The 14861-nt window shown below is 69.1% G+C and carries 16 protein-coding genes; 9 read left to right on the top strand and 7 right to left on the bottom strand.

The features are described from left to right. Positions 1-30: 30 nt before the first annotated feature. Positions 31-1020: a Bug family tripartite tricarboxylate transporter substrate binding protein gene (locus tag ACOCMH_RS04630; RefSeq protein ID WP_427307994.1), complete on the top strand. Its 990-nt coding sequence runs from the start codon at positions 31-33 to the stop codon at positions 1018-1020. A 15-nt stretch (positions 1021-1035) separates the two neighbouring features. Here the strand turns inward: ACOCMH_RS04630 and ACOCMH_RS04625 are convergent, their stop codons facing one another. Further along, positions 1036-1824 carry an NAD(P)H-dependent oxidoreductase gene (locus tag ACOCMH_RS04625; RefSeq protein ID WP_427307993.1) on the bottom strand — a complete coding sequence of 263 codons (789 nt, stop codon included), beginning with the start codon at positions 1822-1824 and terminating at the stop codon, positions 1036-1038. A gap of 89 nt (positions 1825-1913) precedes the next feature. On the opposite strand from ACOCMH_RS04625, the gene ACOCMH_RS04620 reads away from it, so the two are divergent. Continuing rightward, positions 1914-2819, top strand: a complete 906-nt coding sequence (locus tag ACOCMH_RS04620; RefSeq protein ID WP_427307992.1) for a LysR family transcriptional regulator — start codon at positions 1914-1916, stop codon at positions 2817-2819. A gap of 103 nt (positions 2820-2922) precedes the next feature. Continuing rightward, positions 2923-3309 carry a nuclear transport factor 2 family protein gene (locus ACOCMH_RS04615; protein WP_427307991.1) on the top strand — a complete coding sequence of 129 codons (387 nt, stop codon included), beginning with the start codon at positions 2923-2925 and terminating at the stop codon, positions 3307-3309. Between the two features lie 20 nt (positions 3310-3329). Here the strand turns inward: ACOCMH_RS04615 and ACOCMH_RS04610 are convergent, their stop codons facing one another. After that, the gene (locus ACOCMH_RS04610; protein ID WP_427307990.1) at positions 3330-3836 is read right to left on the bottom strand and encodes a RidA family protein; all 507 of its coding nucleotides are present in this window, start codon (positions 3834-3836) and stop codon (positions 3330-3332) included. Between the two features lie 124 nt (positions 3837-3960). On the opposite strand from ACOCMH_RS04610, the gene soxR reads away from it, so the two are divergent. Beyond that, complete coding sequence (gene soxR, locus ACOCMH_RS04605) at positions 3961-4443, top strand: redox-sensitive transcriptional activator SoxR (protein WP_427307989.1); 483 nt, start codon at positions 3961-3963, stop codon at positions 4441-4443. Between the two features lie 24 nt (positions 4444-4467). On the opposite strand, the gene ACOCMH_RS04600 is transcribed toward soxR, so the two are convergent. Then, positions 4468-4848 carry a c-type cytochrome gene (locus ACOCMH_RS04600; protein ID WP_427307988.1) on the bottom strand — a complete coding sequence of 127 codons (381 nt, stop codon included), beginning with the start codon at positions 4846-4848 and terminating at the stop codon, positions 4468-4470. A 158-nt stretch (positions 4849-5006) separates the two neighbouring features. Between ACOCMH_RS04600 and ACOCMH_RS04595 the strand changes: the two genes are divergently transcribed. Together ACOCMH_RS04595 and ACOCMH_RS04590 are read left to right on the top strand one after the other, a co-directional pair. Then, positions 5007-5426 carry a hypothetical protein gene (locus tag ACOCMH_RS04595; RefSeq protein ID WP_427307987.1) on the top strand — a complete coding sequence of 140 codons (420 nt, stop codon included), beginning with the start codon at positions 5007-5009 and terminating at the stop codon, positions 5424-5426. Between the two features lie 151 nt (positions 5427-5577). Continuing rightward, complete coding sequence (locus ACOCMH_RS04590) at positions 5578-6237, top strand: DsbA family oxidoreductase (protein WP_427307986.1); 660 nt, start codon at positions 5578-5580, stop codon at positions 6235-6237. Positions 6238-6316: 79 nt separating this feature from the next. Here the strand turns inward: ACOCMH_RS04590 and ACOCMH_RS04585 are convergent, their stop codons facing one another. Further along, a complete protein-coding gene (locus ACOCMH_RS04585) occupies positions 6317-8605 on the bottom strand; it encodes a nitric-oxide reductase large subunit (protein WP_427307985.1) in 2289 nt (762 codons plus the stop codon). A 31-nt stretch (positions 8606-8636) separates the two neighbouring features. Beyond that, positions 8637-9365, bottom strand: coding sequence for an iron-sulfur cluster repair protein YtfE (gene ytfE / locus ACOCMH_RS04580; protein WP_427307984.1), 729 nt, complete (start codon positions 9363-9365; stop codon positions 8637-8639). 152 nt (positions 9366-9517) lie between these two features. On the opposite strand from ytfE, the gene norR reads away from it, so the two are divergent. The 3 genes from norR (at position 9518) to ACOCMH_RS04565 (ending at position 13435) form a co-directional block, all read left to right on the top strand. After that, a complete protein-coding gene (gene norR, locus ACOCMH_RS04575) occupies positions 9518-11080 on the top strand; it encodes a nitric oxide reductase transcriptional regulator NorR (protein WP_427307983.1) in 1563 nt (520 codons plus the stop codon). Positions 11081-11224: 144 nt separating this feature from the next. Further along, entirely contained in the window at positions 11225-11653 is a 429-nt protein-coding gene (locus ACOCMH_RS04570) for a polyhydroxyalkanoate granule-associated phasin (RefSeq protein WP_427308361.1), read from the top strand. A 195-nt stretch (positions 11654-11848) separates the two neighbouring features. Continuing rightward, a complete protein-coding gene (locus ACOCMH_RS04565; RefSeq protein ID WP_427307982.1) occupies positions 11849-13435 on the top strand; it encodes a histidine kinase N-terminal 7TM domain-containing protein in 1587 nt (528 codons plus the stop codon). A gap of 7 nt (positions 13436-13442) precedes the next feature. Here the strand turns inward: ACOCMH_RS04565 and ubiT are convergent, their stop codons facing one another. After that, positions 13443-13907: a ubiquinone anaerobic biosynthesis accessory factor UbiT gene (ubiT, locus tag ACOCMH_RS04560; protein ID WP_427307981.1), complete on the bottom strand. Its 465-nt coding sequence runs from the start codon at positions 13905-13907 to the stop codon at positions 13443-13445. Further along, entirely contained in the window at positions 13904-14836 is a 933-nt protein-coding gene (locus ACOCMH_RS04555) for a U32 family peptidase (RefSeq protein ID WP_427307980.1), read from the bottom strand. Before ACOCMH_RS04555 ends, ubiT begins: the two co-directional genes overlap by 4 nt. Positions 14837-14861 lie beyond the last annotated feature (25 nt).

The following is a 14861-nucleotide window of genomic DNA, read 5'->3' as shown; positions in this document are numbered from 1 at the left end:
TTCCAACAACTGCCCGCAGGAGTGCCCACGATGACCGCAACGTCCCCGAAGCTGTTTCTCGCCTGCGCCGCCGCGCTGACCGCGGTGCTGTCCACCGCGCCCTCCGCCACGCAGGCGCAGTCCTGGCCGGACCGCCCGATCCGGCTGGTGGTGCCCTTCGCCGCGGGCGGCGCCACGGATCTGCTGGGCCGCCTGCTGGCAGTCGGACTCGGCGAAAAGCTCGGCCAGCCAGTGGTGGTCGAGAACAAGCCCGGTGCCAGCACCGTGATCGGCGCCACCCAAGTGGCCAAGTCCGCGCCCGATGGCTACACGCTGCTGCTGGCGGCCAGCACCACGCTGACGCTGAACCCGGCGATCCGCCAGCACCTCGGCTACGACCCCATCAAGAGCTTCACACCGCTGGGGCTGGTGGCCGACATGAGCCTGGTGCTGGTGGCCAACCCCGACACGCACATCGCCTCGCTGAAGGACCTGGTGACGCAGGCGAAGGCCAACCCTGACAAGTTCTCCTACGGCTCGTTCGGCGCGGGTTCCTCGGTCCATTTCGGCGCGGAGATGCTCAAGACCGCCACCGGTATCCGCATGGTGCACGTGCCGTTCAACGGCAGCGCCCCCAGCCTGACCGCGCTGGCTGGCGGACAGGTGCAGGTGGCCGTCGATACCGTGGTGGCGACCCTGCCGCTGATCAAGGGCGGCAAGATCCGGCCGGTGGCGGTGCTGTCGCCGCAGCGCCTGCCGGCGCTGCCGCAGGTGCCGACCGTAGCGGAAAGCGGCTATCCCGGTTTCCAGATGGGCACGTGGTTCGCGCTGATGGCGCCCGCGGGCCTGCCCGGGCCGGTGCAGCAGAAGCTGGAAAAGGCGCTGGCCGACGTCGCCAACGCGCCGGCAACCAGGGCGCGCATGGTCGAGCTGGCGCTGACGCCCGCCTATGGCAACGGTGCCGCGGTCAAGGCGCGGGTGGAGAAGGAGCTGCCGGAGATGCGGGCGGTGGCGGCGCGGGCGGATATTCGCGCCGAATAGACCCCGCGCGCGCGGTCAGACCCGTGCGGCCTCCACATGCGCCGCGAACCCGACGGTCTGCGGCGCCACCTCGTCGCGTAGCGTCAGCTGCGGGATCCGGTAGTCCCCCGCGTTCTGCCGCCGGAATGGGATCGGAGCAGTTGTCCAGAGCGTATCCAGCCGCTGGCCCAATTCCTCGCGAATCTCCCCAAAGCGCACCGCATCCACCTTGCTGGTCCGATACACCAGATACGGCGGCAGCACGTCAAACCCGGGGTAGTACAGGATGCCGTGGTGGATCGGGAACAGGATGTCGTCGATCGGGCCGTTGATGCCGCGCGCGCTGTAGTGCGATTCCCAGCCGCCGGTGGTGACGATCAGCATCGCGCGCTTGCCGGCAAGGGTGCCCTCGCCATAGCGGTCGCCCCAGCGCTCGTCGGAGTGCTCGCCAACGCCGTAGGCAAAGCCATAGGCATAGACACGCTCGACCCAGCCCTTGAGTATTGCCGGCATCGAGAACCACCACAGCGGGAACTGCAGGATCACGGCGTCGGCCCAGCGCAGCTTGTCCTGCTCGCGTGCGATGTCATCGCTCTGCAGCCCGTTCTCGAAGGCGTGCTTCGAATCCAGCGACGGATGGAAGGGCGCGTCGGCCGGCGGAACCTTCGAGTCGAAGGCATCGAGCTGCGGCTTCCATTGCATCGCATACAGGTCGGAAACCTGGACTTCGTTGCCGGCTGCGCGCAGCCGCTGCACGACAAAGTCGCGGATCGCCCCGTTGAGCGAGCGGGGTTCGGGATGGGCATAGACCAGCAGTACGTTCATGGCGGTGGCCTCACAAAGTTTTTGGTGAAGCCAGCATAGGCAGTTGTCCGGTATATTGGAAATGAATATCCAATATTCCAGGTATTGCCATGACTAATTCTGCAGCCAGTCTGAGGCGGCTGGACCTGAACCTGCTGGTGACGCTGGATGTGCTGCTGTCCGAGTACAACGTGACCCGCGCGGCGCAGCGGCTGCATCTGTCGCAGCCTTCAGTCAGCGTCCATCTGGCCCGGCTGCGCGATCACTTCGGCGACCCGCTGCTGCTGCCGGGCCCGCGCGGCATGCGCCCCACCGCCAGGGCGGAAGCGCTGCGCGAACCGTTGCGCGAAGCACTCGGCGCACTGGCGCTGGCCGTTTCCGCCGACACACCGTTCGACCCGGCCACGTCGCGCCATACCTGGCGCGTGGCAGCCACCGACTATGGCGAATCGACCGTCGTGCTGCCAGCGCTGCAGGGCCTGCGCAGGGCGGCTCCCGGTGCGCGGCTGGCTGTAGTCGAGATGGTGCCGACGCGCATCGCCCGGCAAGCCGAGCGCGCCGAGCTGGACCTGGCCTTCCACACCACCGACGGCTCGCCGCCCGGGCTGCATCGGCGCGCGCTCTTCACCGAGCGCTATGTGCTGGCAGGCCGCGCTGGCCATCCGCGGCTGAAGCGGCGGCCGACGCTAGCGCAGTTCTGCGCGCTCGAGCACGTGATCGTGTCGCCGGACGGCGGCGGCTTTCACGGCGTCACGGACGATGCGCTGGCACAGGCGGGGATGCAGCGGCGCGTGGTGCTGTCGGTGCCGCACTTTCTCTTTGTCACGGCGGCAGTTGCCAGCACCGACCTGGTGGCGATGGTGCCCGAGCGGCTGGTGCGCGGCGTGCCGGCATTGTGCGTGGTGGCGCCGCCGGTCGAGGTGCCTGGCTACGAGATGTCGATGCTGTGGCCGGAACGCGTGCATCGCGATCCGGCGCACCGCTGGCTGCGTGAGCACATCGCCACATCGGTGTGAGCGTTGCCGTCGCGGAGCTTTTGCATACAAAACTGGAATACAATCAGCGCTTTCAACGTCGCGGCATGGCGCAGTCCCTGCCGCCCCAGTTTTGGAGAAGACCATGACGTATTCGGAAACGGGCCTGACCTCCCGCCATGTCGCCGCGCTCGCGCCGATCGAGGATTACCTGCAGGGCCATATCACCGGCAAGGCCGAATTCATGTACAAGGCCTTCGCCGCGGACGCGCGCATCGTCTCGTACCGCGACGGAAAGCTGCATGCGCTGACCGTCGAGGAATTCGCCTCGGCACGCTGCCCGGGCCATCCGGCCGCGGACGAAGCGCAGCGCAAGCGCTTCATCACGCAGTTCGATGTGGTCGGCAATGCCGGCGTGGTCAAGGTGGTGCTGGAATATCCGGGCGTGACCTTCACCGACTACATGACGCTGCTCGAGATCGACGGGGTCTGGAAGATCGTCAACAAGACCTTCAGCGCCGCGGCGCGCTGAGTGGGGGCCGCGGCCGTGCCTCAGGCCGGCAGCACCGCGGTCGCCTCGATCTCGAACAACATGTTGTCGAGCGCCAGTCGCGGCACCGGGATCAGCGTGCAGGCCGGCGTCGGCCTATCGCCCCACATCTCGCGCAGCGCCGCGCCGAAGGTGCGCAACCGGTCGTGCGAGTGGTCCACCACCAGCACGGTGAGCTTGGCCACGTCGCCGACGTCGGCACCGGCTGCCTGCAGCGCAATGCGCAGGTTGTGCATGGCGCGCGCCACCTGGCGCGGAAAATCCAGCGGCAGGCAGCCCGCCGCGTCTTCGCCGCCCTGGCCCGACACATAGACCATGCGGACCGGGCCTTCCACCACGGCTACGTGCGAATAGCCATTGGGCCGCGGGTCGTACAGCCCGTCGGGATTGAGCAGGCTGAGCGCGTCATTGGGGCGGGCGAAGGGCACGGTGGGCAACGCGGGGATCGCGGGCAACGCGGGCATCGCGGGCGAACGCAGGGACGAGGGCGCGAAAGGGAACATTGTCATCGGCTTGAACAAGGCATCTCGGACAGTGGAGCCGCCAGTATCAAACCTCAAGTTAGGTTAAGGTCAAGCGCGGCCTTGGTGGTAGCATGGGCATTCCCGCGTTCGCTGATGCCTTTCCTTCGTCATGGCCTCCAACCACCCGCCCGCCACGCCGCGCCGACGCCGCGCCCCGCCCTCGGAAGCGCTCCTCTCGGTCGGCGAAGTCTCGGCACGCACCGGCATTGCCGTCTCGGCGCTGCACTTCTATGAATCGCGCGGCCTGATCGCCAGCACCCGCAGCGGCGGCAACCAGCGCCGCTATGCGCGCGCCGTGCTGCGGCGCCTGGCGGTGATCCGCGTGGCGCAGCGCATGGGGTTGCCGCTCGCGGTGATCTCCGACGCCATGCAGAAACTGCCCGATGGCCGCGCCCCCACCGTGGCGGACTGGCGCAAGCTCTCCGCCAGCTGGCGCGATGACCTCGATGAACGGATCCGCACGCTCACGCAATTACGTGACCAGCTGGACGGATGCATCGGCTGTGGATGCCTGTCGCTGAAGGCGTGTCCGTTACGGAATCCGCACGACGCGCTGGCCGGCGAGGGGCCTGGGCCGCATTTTGTGGAATGAAGCGCTTGGCCGGGGCGGCGCGGCTTACCTGAACGTTTCCAGATACCCCAGCAGATCGGTGATCTGCTGGTCATCGCCCAGCCCCCAGAACCGCATCTTCGTGCCTGGCACCACCTTGGCGGGCGAGCGGATGAAGGCGCGCAGCGTGTCATGCGACCACACCACCCGGGACGCCCGCATCGCGTCCGAATACTGGAAATCCGGGGTGCTGCCCGCTGCGCGGCCGAAGACCCCGTTCAGCTGCGGACCAAAGCCCGCGCGCGCATTGCGCCCGACGTGGTGGCACGAGGCGCAGCGCGTGGCGAACAACGCCTTGCCGGCCTGGAGATCGGCGGCAGCAGCGGCGACAGCGGGGGTAGCGGTGAAAGTGGTCAGTGCCAGCAGAGTGGCGGCGGTACGGCGCATGAGCAGCTTGGACGGGAAATGCCTGGGCAACGGCCGGCATGATACAGGCAGCCCCGGCGCGGGTTACACCACGTCACACTTGCAACACTTCGCGCGCCCCATATTACAGGCCGCCACCCTACAGTGAGCCCATGTCCAACGCCCCCTGGGAGGCAGCCATGAAACGCATCATCGCAATGGCGGTAGCAGGTAGTGCAATGCTGGTGGCAAGCGCCGGCGCTTACGCCGGTGTGAATATCGATATCGGCATCGGCGTGCCTGGCGTGGTGGTGGCCCAGCCGGCGCCGGTCTACCATCCGGCCCCGGTCTATGCGCCTGCGCCGGTGTACGCGCCAGCACCGGTGGCCTATGCGCCGCGCCCGGTCGTGGTGGCGCCACGCCCCGTGGTGGTAGCGCCCGTGCCGGTACGCTACGACGATGACCGCGGCTATCGTCGCGCCTATTACCGCGGCGATTATCGCGAAGGCTACCGCGACGGCTACCACGACAACCGGCGCGAGTGGCGCGGGCGCGAGTGGGGGCACCGCCATGGCGACGACGATGACCGCGGCCGCGGCTACGGTCGCCGCTGGGACTGAGCACCGCGACAGCGCGGCGGGCGGGCGCGCGGCCACCGGCCGCGGCGTTCGCCTGCAAGGAATCGCCAGTCGCGCTACCCTGTCGGCAACTTTCAATCCCGGTGCCGGGGCCATGGCCTCGCCCCGCCTGCGAACATGCCCAGGAGCAGCCATGCCACAGCCTCTCAAGATCGACTTCGTCTCCGATATCGCCTGTCCCTGGTGCGCCATCGGCCTGTCTTCGCTGCAGCTTGCGCTGCAGCGCGTGGGCGATGCAGTGGATGCCGAGATCGTCGTGCATCCGTTTGAACTGAACCCCGGGATGCGCCCGGAGGGCGAGGCCATCGTCGACTATCTCGGCCGGAAGTATGGGCGCACCCCGGCGCAGATCGCCGAAACCCAGGCGATGATCCGCGAACGCGGCGCGGGCGTGGGCTTTACCTTTGGTCCGCGCACCCATGTCTACAACACCTTCGACGCCCACCGCCTGCTGCACTGGGCTGGCCTGGAAAACAAGCAGCTGCCGCTGAAGCTGGCGCTGCTGCGCGCTTATCATGCCGACGGCAAGGACCCCAGCAACCATGACGTGCTGGCCGAAGCCGCGCAGGCTGTCGGCCTGGACGCCGCGGCGGCCCGCAAGGTACTGGAAAGCGATGACTATGCCGATGCGGTGCGCGCGGAAATCCAGGAATACCAGCGCATGGGCATCAACTCAGTGCCGTCGATCATCTTCAACAACCGCTATCTGGTGACCGGCGGACAGCCGGTGGAGGCGTTCGAGCAAGCCATCCGCGAGATCGTTGCCGAGGCGCAGCAGGCCGGGAACCGTTGAGCAGCGACGCATCGGCAGGATAAGAAAGGCCCGCCCGGAACCCCGGGCGGGCCAACCCTGCCTCTCACTCCCCTATTATTCAGCGGGCTGCCGGCTTCATCCCCGCCACAACGGCATCGGCCGCGCGCGGCGTGCGCTTGGCCAGCCCCAGCACCACCTGCCACGCGAACGACACCGCCCCGACGATAAACACCACGTCGCCGAAGGTGCGCACCCAGCGCAGCGTCTGCAGGATGGGCTGCTGCATGAAGGCCTCGCTGCGCGCATACCAGGTGCCATGCTCGACGCTGGCCAGGAACTGGATGATGCCGATCGGCAGCAGGCTGGTGCCGATCATCAGCACCAGGCCGAGGTTCAGGCCCCAGAAGGCGGTCTTCATCAACGCGGGGCTGAGCCGGTAGGCCGGGCGTACGTAGCGCAGCACCAGCAGCGTGAAGCCCAGCGCCAGGAAGCCGTACACGCCGAACAGCGCGGCATGGGCATGGACCGGCGTGGTGTTCTGGCCCTGGATGTAATACAGCGCGATCGGCGGGTTGATCATGAAGCCGAACACGCCGGCGCCCAGCATGTTCCAGAACGCCACCGCGACAAAGCACATCAGCGGCCACTTCAGGTCGGCCATCCACGGCGCGCGCTGCTTCAGGCTCCAGTTCTCCCAGGCTTCATGGCCCAGCACGATCAGCGGCACCACTTCCAGCGCGCTGAACGCGGCGCCCACCGCCATCACCGGCGTGGTGGTGCCGGCAAAGTACAGGTGGTGGAAGGTACCGGGAATCCCGCCCAGCATGAACAGCGAGGCCGACGCCAGGCTGGCCGCGGTGGCCATCGGACGCGACACCAGGCCCAGCGTGGAGAAGATGAAGGCCAGCGCCGTGGTGGCGAAGACCTCGAAGAAGCCCTCGACCCACAGGTGCACCACCCACCAGCGCCAGTACTCCATCACCGTCAGGCTGGTGCGTTCGCCGTAGGCCAGGCCCGCGCCATAGAACAGGCCGATCGCCACCACCGACGACGTCAGCAGCGCCAGCAGGTTGCGGTCGGTGCCGCGCGCGCGCAGCGCCGGCAGGATGCCGCGCATCATCAGCACCAGCCAGATCAGGATGCCGGCGAACTTGCCGATCTGCCACAGCCGGCCCAGGTCGACATACTCATAGCCCTGGTGGCCCAGCCAGAAGTTCAGGTGGGCCGGCAGCTTCTGCGCGATGGCAAGGTAGTTGCCGGTGAACGAGCCCACCACCACGACCACCAGCGCCCAGAACAGGATGTCGACGCCCAGCCGCTGGAACCTGGGGTCCTTGCCGCCGTTGATCAGCGGCGCCAGGAACAGCCCCGCGGCCAGGAAGCCGGTGGCGATCCAGAACAGCGCGCTCTGGATATGCCAGGTGCGCACCAGCGCGTACGGGAACCACTGCGACACATCGATGCCGTAGAACTTCTGCCCCTCGACGGTGTAGTGCGCGGTGAAACCGCCCAGCAACACCTGGAACACGAACAGCGCCACCACCAGGAACAGGTACTTGCCCAGCGCGCGCTGCGACGGCGTCAGCGCCACCGACAGCAGCGGGTCGCGCGCGGGCGCCTGCGGCGGCGTTTCTTCCTTGCCGCGCAGGAAGGCCCACGCCCATACCAGGAAGCCGACGCCGGCCAGCAGCACCACCACGCTGATCACCGACCACACCACGTTCTCGCTGGTGGGCTGGTTGCCGATCAGCGGCTCGTGCGGCCAGTTGTTGGTGTAGGTGGCCTCATGCCCGGGGCGCGCGGTCGATGCGGCCCAGGCGGTCCAGAAGAAGAAATGCGTCAGCTGCTGGCGGCGCTCCGCGCTGGGCAGCGTGTTCTCCTTCATCGCATAGTGCTCGCGCGTGGTGTGCAGCGCCGGTGCGTCGGAGAACAGCTGGCTGTAGTAGGCGGCGGTGTCGGCAATGGCTTGCGCGCGGCGCCTGGACACGATCAGCACGTTGGTGGCCGGATCGGTGGCATTGCCGCGGTACTCGGTGCGCAGCTGCTCGCGCAAGGCGGCCTGCGCCGGCGCGTCAAGCTGCGCAAAGGGACGGCCGTAGGCGTCCTGCGCGGCCAGCGTCAGCCACGCGGTCAGTTCGCGGTGCAGCCAGTCGGCGGTCCAGTCCGGCGCCTGGTAGGCGCCATGGCCCCAGATCGAGCCGAGCTGCATGCCGCCCACCGACTGCCATGCGGTCTGGCCGTCGAGGATGTCGTCGCCGCTGAACAGCGTGCGGCCCTCGGCCGTGACCACCTTGGCCGGTATGGGCGGGGCCTGCCGGTACACCTCGACGCCGTAGTAGCCGAGCAGGGAGAAGGTGACCGCCAGCACGGCGATCAGCAGGAACCAGAGTTTGCGGTAGGGACCCATGATGCGAAGTGGTTGAGGGTGATGGCGGGGCTCAGGCGTGCGCCGAGCAGCCGCAGCCGTTGGCTTGCGCGGGCACGGTGGCGGAAGCGGTAGCCGTGGTGGTTTCGAACAGCACGTTGTTTTCCAGGTGGATGTGTTCCATCAGGTCTTCGCGCAGCGTGCGCAGCCCCAGGTAAAGCGCGCGCCAGGTATTGCAGGCCGCGCGCGGCGGCGTGATGTCGTGGGTCAGCTCGGCCAGCCGCTGCAGCGCCACGCCGTGGTCGTCATGCTCGGCACGCATCACCGCGATCGGGCGGCTGGCCGCGGCATGCAGCCCGCGCAGCAGCATCGGGAACAGCACCTGCTCTTCCTTCTGCATGTGCGATTCCAGCTCGCGCAGCATTTCGCTGAGGTGGTCGGCCAGGCCGCGCGGGCACTCCGGCCGATCGCCGTGGACTTGTTGGACTCGCCGCGCCAGGCGGATCAGCTCCGGCAACTGCTCGCGATGACGCGCGTGGAAGCGCGTGAGGATATGGTCGATCAGCGCCGGCGGTGCGGCCGTGTTCCAGTCCTGCGCCAACGGACCGGCCTCGTTCTGCAGCGCGTGCAGCTGCGCGGCGATGGCGGCCACGGCGGCGGCATCGAGTCCCTTCTGCTGCGCGGCGTCGCGCAGGGTCTGCTTGCCGCCGCAGCAGAAGTCCAGCCCGTGGTCGTGGAAGATGCGGGTGGCACCGGGGATCAGGCGGGCCAGCTGGCCCAGCGAATGGTCTTGCAACGTCATGGCGGTTTCTCCGTGTGGAAGTGATGACCGCATGGCATACGCGAGCAATGTGCCAGCAAAAAACCTCGTGAATTCAAGATCTTGGAAATGTCAGGGTATTAGATACCCTATACTTCTCGCGGTACTTATTACCCTTCACGGTTTTTTTCACCATGCTACCGAGCGCCATGTATCCCGACCTTCTGGCCGACCTCGTCACCGATTTGCCGCACGCGGTGCGCCTGCAGCGGCTGGTCAGCGCGTTGCGCACCCATTTCCGTTGCGGCGCCGTGGCACTGCTGCGGCTGGAGGAAGACCACCTGCGCCCGGTGGCGGTCGATGGCCTGGTGCGCGATGCGCTGGGCCGGCGCTTTGCGGTGGGCCTGCATCCGCGCCTGGCCGCGATCCTGGCGCGCCGCGGGGTCACCTGCTTCCATCACGACAGCATGCTGCCCGACCCGTACGATGGCCTGATCGACGAGCACGTGGGAGAGCCGCTGCCGGTGCATGACTGCATGGGCACCCGGCTGGAAGTGGACGGACAGCCCTGGGGCGCGCTGACGCTGGATGCGCTGACGGTCGGCACCTTCGACGGCGCGGCCCAGGCCGAACTGCAGCGGCTGACGGTGATCGTCGAAGCCGCCATCCGCACCACCCGGCTGGAGGGCGAGATCCGCGCGCTGCAGCTGGCGCGCGGCAGCCCCGACGCCGAAGAAGGCGCGACCCCGCATGACGGCGGCGCGGAGATCATCGGCCAGAGCGAGGCCATCGCCAACCTGCTGCATGAACTGGAAGTGGTGGCCGACACCGACCTGCCAGTGCTGCTGCTGGGCGAAACCGGCGTGGGCAAGGAGCTGTTCGCGCACCGCCTGCACCGCCAGTCGCGCCGGCGCGCGCACCCGCTGGTGCACGTCAACTGCGCCGCGCTGCCCGAGTCGCTGGCCGAGAGCGAACTGTTCGGCCACGCGCGCGGCGCCTTCTCCGGCGCCACCGGCGAGCGCCCGGGGCGCTTCGAGGCCGCCGACGGCGGCACCCTGTTTCTCGATGAGGTGGGCGAGCTGCCGCTGGCGATCCAGGCCAAGCTGCTGCGCACGCTGCAGAACGGCGAAATCCAGCGGCTGGGCTCGGACCGCCCGCGCCGCGTCAACGTGCGCGTGATTGCCGCCACCAACCGCAACCTGCGCGAGCATGTGCGCGATGGCTCGTTCCGCGCGGACCTGTACCACCGCCTGTCGGTCTACCCGATCCCGATCCCGCCGCTGCGCGAGCGCGGCAACGACGTGCTGTTGCTGGCGGGGCGCTTCCTGGAGCTGAATCGCGCGCGCCTGGGGCTGCGCAGCCTGCGGCTGTCGGGCGGCGCGCAGGATGCGCTGCGCCACTACCGCTGGCCCGGCAACGTGCGCGAGCTGGAACACGTGATCAGCCGCGCCGCGCTACGCGCGGTCAGCCGAGGCGCGGAGCGCAATGACATCGTCACGCTGGAGCCAGCGCTGCTCGATCTCGACGGACTGGAGCTGCCATCGGCCACCCGCGCCGGCGCCAGCGACGCCAGTCCGGCGGCCGTGCCGGCGCTGGCCGCGGGCATCACGCTGCGCGACGCCGTGGAGCAAACCCAGCGGGCCTGCATCGTGCAGGCGCTGCAAGACCACGGCGGCAACTGGGCGCAGGCGGCGCGCCAGCTGGGCCTCGATGCCAGCAACCTGCACAAGCTGGCCAGGCGTCTGGGATGCAAGTGAACCCCTTGCGGCTGCGCCGCGACGGCATGGCAAGTTGCGCGATTACCGCATAAGCTGATCCGGATGCCCGCCGCAGGGCGGCATCGTCGTGTGCAGCAACTGCCGCCCACCGTGCGCACGGCCCACCACTGGAGATTCCCCGTGATGATGACCGCAACGCAAATCTTCTGGCCGCTGGGGTTCTGGCCCCTTCCTGCGGTCTTTCCCGGCATGCCGCAAGTGGAGACCATGCAGGCCGAACTGGCGGGTAGCTGGCGCCGCATGGCCGAACTGAATCTTGACTTCGCGCGCACCATGTTCGAAGAGATCCAGTTCGACGCCATGGGCACGCTGATGGAGCCGGACCCCGAAGCGCGCTTCGCCCGCGAGATCGCCGGCGAACTGCCGCTGCTCGGCGGCCCGCTGCACTACGCGTCGGCCATGCTGGAGCTGTATGCCCGGGCCCAGCAGAAGTGGATCGACGGCTGGGGCCACCTGCTGACGCGAGGCCTGGTGTTTGACTGGCCCGGCCTGCAGCAGGACGTGGTCGACATCCCCTTCTGGCTGGTGCGGGAAAGCCCGGCACGGGCCTGAGCGGGGTCTTGATACCGTCGCGGCGGCGGGAGGCAGCGGCCGCGCCGGGCGCTGTTGCATCGGCGCACCCGATGCCAAGCCAGCCATGCCGCCCGGTATCATGCTGGCTGACGAGATCGCGGAGCGCCGTCACCGGCGCGCGCGTGGCCGGGCGATGGCACCAGCGCCCGGGTCTCGAGACGCGCGCCGCCTTCAATGCCCTCATATTCGCTGGTTCTCCTGCTCACCGTCGCCGTGGTTGCCTGTATCGGCATGGCCATCGCCACCTGGCCGCGGCGCGACGATCCGACCGTGCAGGCCTTCCTGGTGCTGGCCGCCGGCGCGGCCACCTGGAGCGGCGGCCGCCTGCTGGAGATCAGCTCGACCGACCTGGAGGGGCGCATCCTGTGGGCCAAGATCCAGTACCTCGGCATCGTCGCCGTGCCGATCGGCTGGCTGGTGGCGATGGTGCACCTGAGCCGCCCGCGCTATGTGGTGCCGTGGTCCAGGCTGTGGCTGCCGGTGCTGGCCGCGGTGGTCACCGTCGTGATGGTTTTTACCAACGAGCGCCACGGCCTGGTGTGGCCGCGCATCACGCTGATGCCGCCCGGGGTCTCGCCCGGCGCGGTGTTCGACCATGGCATCGGCTATGCCGTGGTGGCCGCGTGGTCGTACCTGCTGCTGGCAGTGAGCCTGTATTTCCTGGTCACGGCCGAAGTGCCCAACGGCGCCTTGTCGCGCCGCGGGCGCGCCATCCTGGGCGGGGGCCTGGCCCTGCCGCTGGTGGCCAATGTCGCCTATCTCAACCGCTGGACCGGCCCGCTGGGCGGGGACCTGACCCCGGCGACGTTCTCGCTGATGGCGGCGCTGGTGTGGTTCTGCGGGCTGCGCACGCACCTTGACGATATCGGCCACTATGCCCGCCTGCGCGTGTTCGATGCGCTCAGCGAGGGCTGCGTCATCGTCGACGGGCATGGGACCATCGTCGAACTCAACCCCGCCGCGACCCAGCTGTGGCCCGCGCTGCGCCGCGGCGACCCGCTGCCCGCCGGCTGGGACTCCGTGTTGCGGCCCGCCCCTGCAAGCGCCGAGGCCCAAGCCGCCGACGCCGCTGCCGCGCCCTTCGTGCCGCCCGGTGCGCCATTCGAGCTGACCGGCGAACGCGTCGCGCGCCTGGACGGCAGGCAGATGGGCAGCCTGCTGTTCCTGCGCGACATCAGCCGCTTCCAGTCGCGCGAACTGGCGCTGAGCGCGCGGCTGGGCCAGACCGAGGAACAGTTGTGGCAAGTGCAGGCGGACCTGGACATCGACGCCCTGACCGGCATCCGCAACCGCCGCTACTTCCAGCGCGAATCGATCGCCGCCGTGACCCGCGCGTGCGAGCGCAGCCAGCCGCTGGGGCTGCTGATCCTGGACGTGGACCAGTTCAAGCAATACAACGACCTGCATGGCCACATGGCCGGCGACGATTGCCTGCGGCAGATTGCCGGCACCCTCAGCCGCGTGCTGCACGGGGAGCAGTTCTGCGCGCGGCTGGGCGGCGAGGAATTCGCGGCGGTGCTGCCCGGCGCCACCCGTGACGAGACCCGCGAGGTCGGGCGCCGCATGGTGGCCGCGGTGCGCGAGCTGGGCATCGCGCACCAGGGCACGCCGGTGCAGCCAGTGGTAACCATCAGCGTGGGCGCGGTCTGGACCGTGCCCGAAGCGCCGCGGCTGGAGCCGCTGCTGCACCGCGCCGACAGCGCGATGTACCGCGCCAAGCGCGCCGGCCGCAACCGCTTCATGCTCGACGGCGACGCCTGAGCCGCGCTCAGGCCCCCGTCCCGGCCCGGCCCGACATGGCGCCGTGCAACGCGATCAGCCGCGCCGCGGCCTGGCTGACCCAGGCTGGCCGCGGCGCGGCATCCAGCCAGTACTTGACCTCCAGCCCCAGCACGGTATCGCCGCTGATCACCAGCCGGCGCTGGAAGAACAGCGTGTCGGTGTCGGCCTCGCCGCCGAGCAGGCGCAGGTAGTCCACCGCGCCCGCCCGCAGCGTCAGCGCCGGCTCGGCGTCGGCCGTACCGCTGCGAAAGCGCCCGCCTTCGCAGCGGAATGGCACCGCCAGCTCCAGGTCCTGCACCGTCAGCAGGAAGGCATGTCCATCCAGCGCCGCCGGCGGTTCCAGCCAGCCGGCGCGGCGCGCCAGTTCCAGCGCGGCCACCAGCGGCAGCGCCCGCGCGCGTGCCGGCAGGCGCCGGTGCACGCCCGCCATGAGTTGGTGCAGCGTGCTCATGCCGGGGTCTCCCAGGCGATGCCGGGGCGGCCGTGCCAGTAGCCGTTGCACGGCTCGGCGCCGGCCGGCGCGATACCGCTGGCGGCGGCTGCGCGTTGCCCCGCGCGGATCGCCGCCAGCTGCTGCACCACGTCGAGCGTGCCGGCCGAATGCGGGCTGACGCGCAGCATCCCCACGCCCATCCGTGCCATGGACGGCGCCTCGGCGCACAGGTCCAGGCAGGTGGCGCTCTGCGTCTGCACCCCGTTGAGGGTGAAGAACGCCTGCCCTTCGCCGGTGGCGGCGACCAGGCCATCAGGATAGTCCATGCAGCGGAATTCGCAACTGTCCTTGCGCAGGCGATGGTGGCGCGCGGTAAAGCAGCGCGCCGAAAACGCCAGCGGCAGCCGGCCCCAGACAAAGGCTTCCAGCTGCGTGCCGGCTGGCCGCGCTGCCGCCAGCGCGGCCAGCGTGGCGCCATCCATTTCCACCGGGGCGACCCAGCCCACCGCGCCCAGCCCGGCAAGCCACGCCAGCGTATCGGCATGGTAGGCATTGAGGTGCGGGCCGCCGATGAAGGGCCGCCCGGCCATGCAGCGCACCGCGCCCAGGTCATTGGCCTCGACCAGGTAGTCATGCTGGGCGCAGACGCGCCGCATCCAGGCGATATCGGTATCGGACTCGACCAGCACCGGCGTGGACAGCACCACCTCCTTGCCGGCATCGCGCAGCATCTGCGCAATCTCGAGCCATTGCGCATGGCGGATTTCGTGGCGGCGCGTGCAGACCGTTTCGCCAAGATAAACGCGGTCGACCGGTGCGTCGGCCACCGACGCATAGAACTGCATCACGGTCTCGCGCGGCCAGTAGTACAGCAGCGGGCCCAGCGCGATGCCGAAGCCGGGCATCGCTGCGGCGTGCGGCATCGCGGCCGCGGCGGGGTGTGGCATGGGAAGCTCCGTCAGGTCCATCGTG

Origin of the sequence: Cupriavidus sp. H39 (assembly GCF_050271075.1) — a bacterium.
Lineage (GTDB): Bacteria > Pseudomonadota > Gammaproteobacteria > Burkholderiales > Burkholderiaceae > Cupriavidus > Cupriavidus necator_B.
This window is presented reverse-complemented; position numbering and strand designations above follow the sequence as displayed.

Bases quoted from the DNA above. Each gene is read 5' to 3' on its own strand.
- ACOCMH_RS04630 (WP_427307994.1), top strand. From the start codon at position 31: ATGACCGCAACGTCCCCGAAGCTGTTTCTCGCCTGCGCCGCCGCGCTG.
- ACOCMH_RS04625 (WP_427307993.1), bottom strand. From the start codon at position 1,824: ATGAACGTACTGCTGGTCTATGCCCATCCCGAACCCCGCTCGCTCAAC.
- ACOCMH_RS04620 (WP_427307992.1), top strand. From the start codon at position 1,914: ATGACTAATTCTGCAGCCAGTCTGAGGCGGCTGGACCTGAACCTGCTG.
- ACOCMH_RS04615 (WP_427307991.1), top strand. From the start codon at position 2,923: ATGACGTATTCGGAAACGGGCCTGACCTCCCGCCATGTCGCCGCGCTC.
- ACOCMH_RS04610 (WP_427307990.1), bottom strand. From the start codon at position 3,836: ATGACAATGTTCCCTTTCGCGCCCTCGTCCCTGCGTTCGCCCGCGATG.
- soxR (WP_427307989.1), top strand. From the start codon at position 3,961: ATGGCCTCCAACCACCCGCCCGCCACGCCGCGCCGACGCCGCGCCCCG.
- ACOCMH_RS04600 (WP_427307988.1), bottom strand. From the start codon at position 4,848: ATGCGCCGTACCGCCGCCACTCTGCTGGCACTGACCACTTTCACCGCT.
- ACOCMH_RS04595 (WP_427307987.1), top strand. From the start codon at position 5,007: ATGAAACGCATCATCGCAATGGCGGTAGCAGGTAGTGCAATGCTGGTG.
- ACOCMH_RS04590 (WP_427307986.1), top strand. From the start codon at position 5,578: ATGCCACAGCCTCTCAAGATCGACTTCGTCTCCGATATCGCCTGTCCC.
- ACOCMH_RS04585 (WP_427307985.1), bottom strand. From the start codon at position 8,605: ATGGGTCCCTACCGCAAACTCTGGTTCCTGCTGATCGCCGTGCTGGCG.
- ytfE (WP_427307984.1), bottom strand. From the start codon at position 9,365: ATGACGTTGCAAGACCATTCGCTGGGCCAGCTGGCCCGCCTGATCCCC.
- norR (WP_427307983.1), top strand. From the start codon at position 9,518: ATGCTACCGAGCGCCATGTATCCCGACCTTCTGGCCGACCTCGTCACC.
- ACOCMH_RS04570 (WP_427308361.1), top strand. From the start codon at position 11,225: ATGATGACCGCAACGCAAATCTTCTGGCCGCTGGGGTTCTGGCCCCTT.
- ACOCMH_RS04565 (WP_427307982.1), top strand. From the start codon at position 11,849: ATGCCCTCATATTCGCTGGTTCTCCTGCTCACCGTCGCCGTGGTTGCC.
- ubiT (WP_427307981.1), bottom strand. From the start codon at position 13,907: ATGAGCACGCTGCACCAACTCATGGCGGGCGTGCACCGGCGCCTGCCG.
- ACOCMH_RS04555 (WP_427307980.1), bottom strand. From the start codon at position 14,836: ATGCCACACCCCGCCGCGGCCGCGATGCCGCACGCCGCAGCGATGCCC.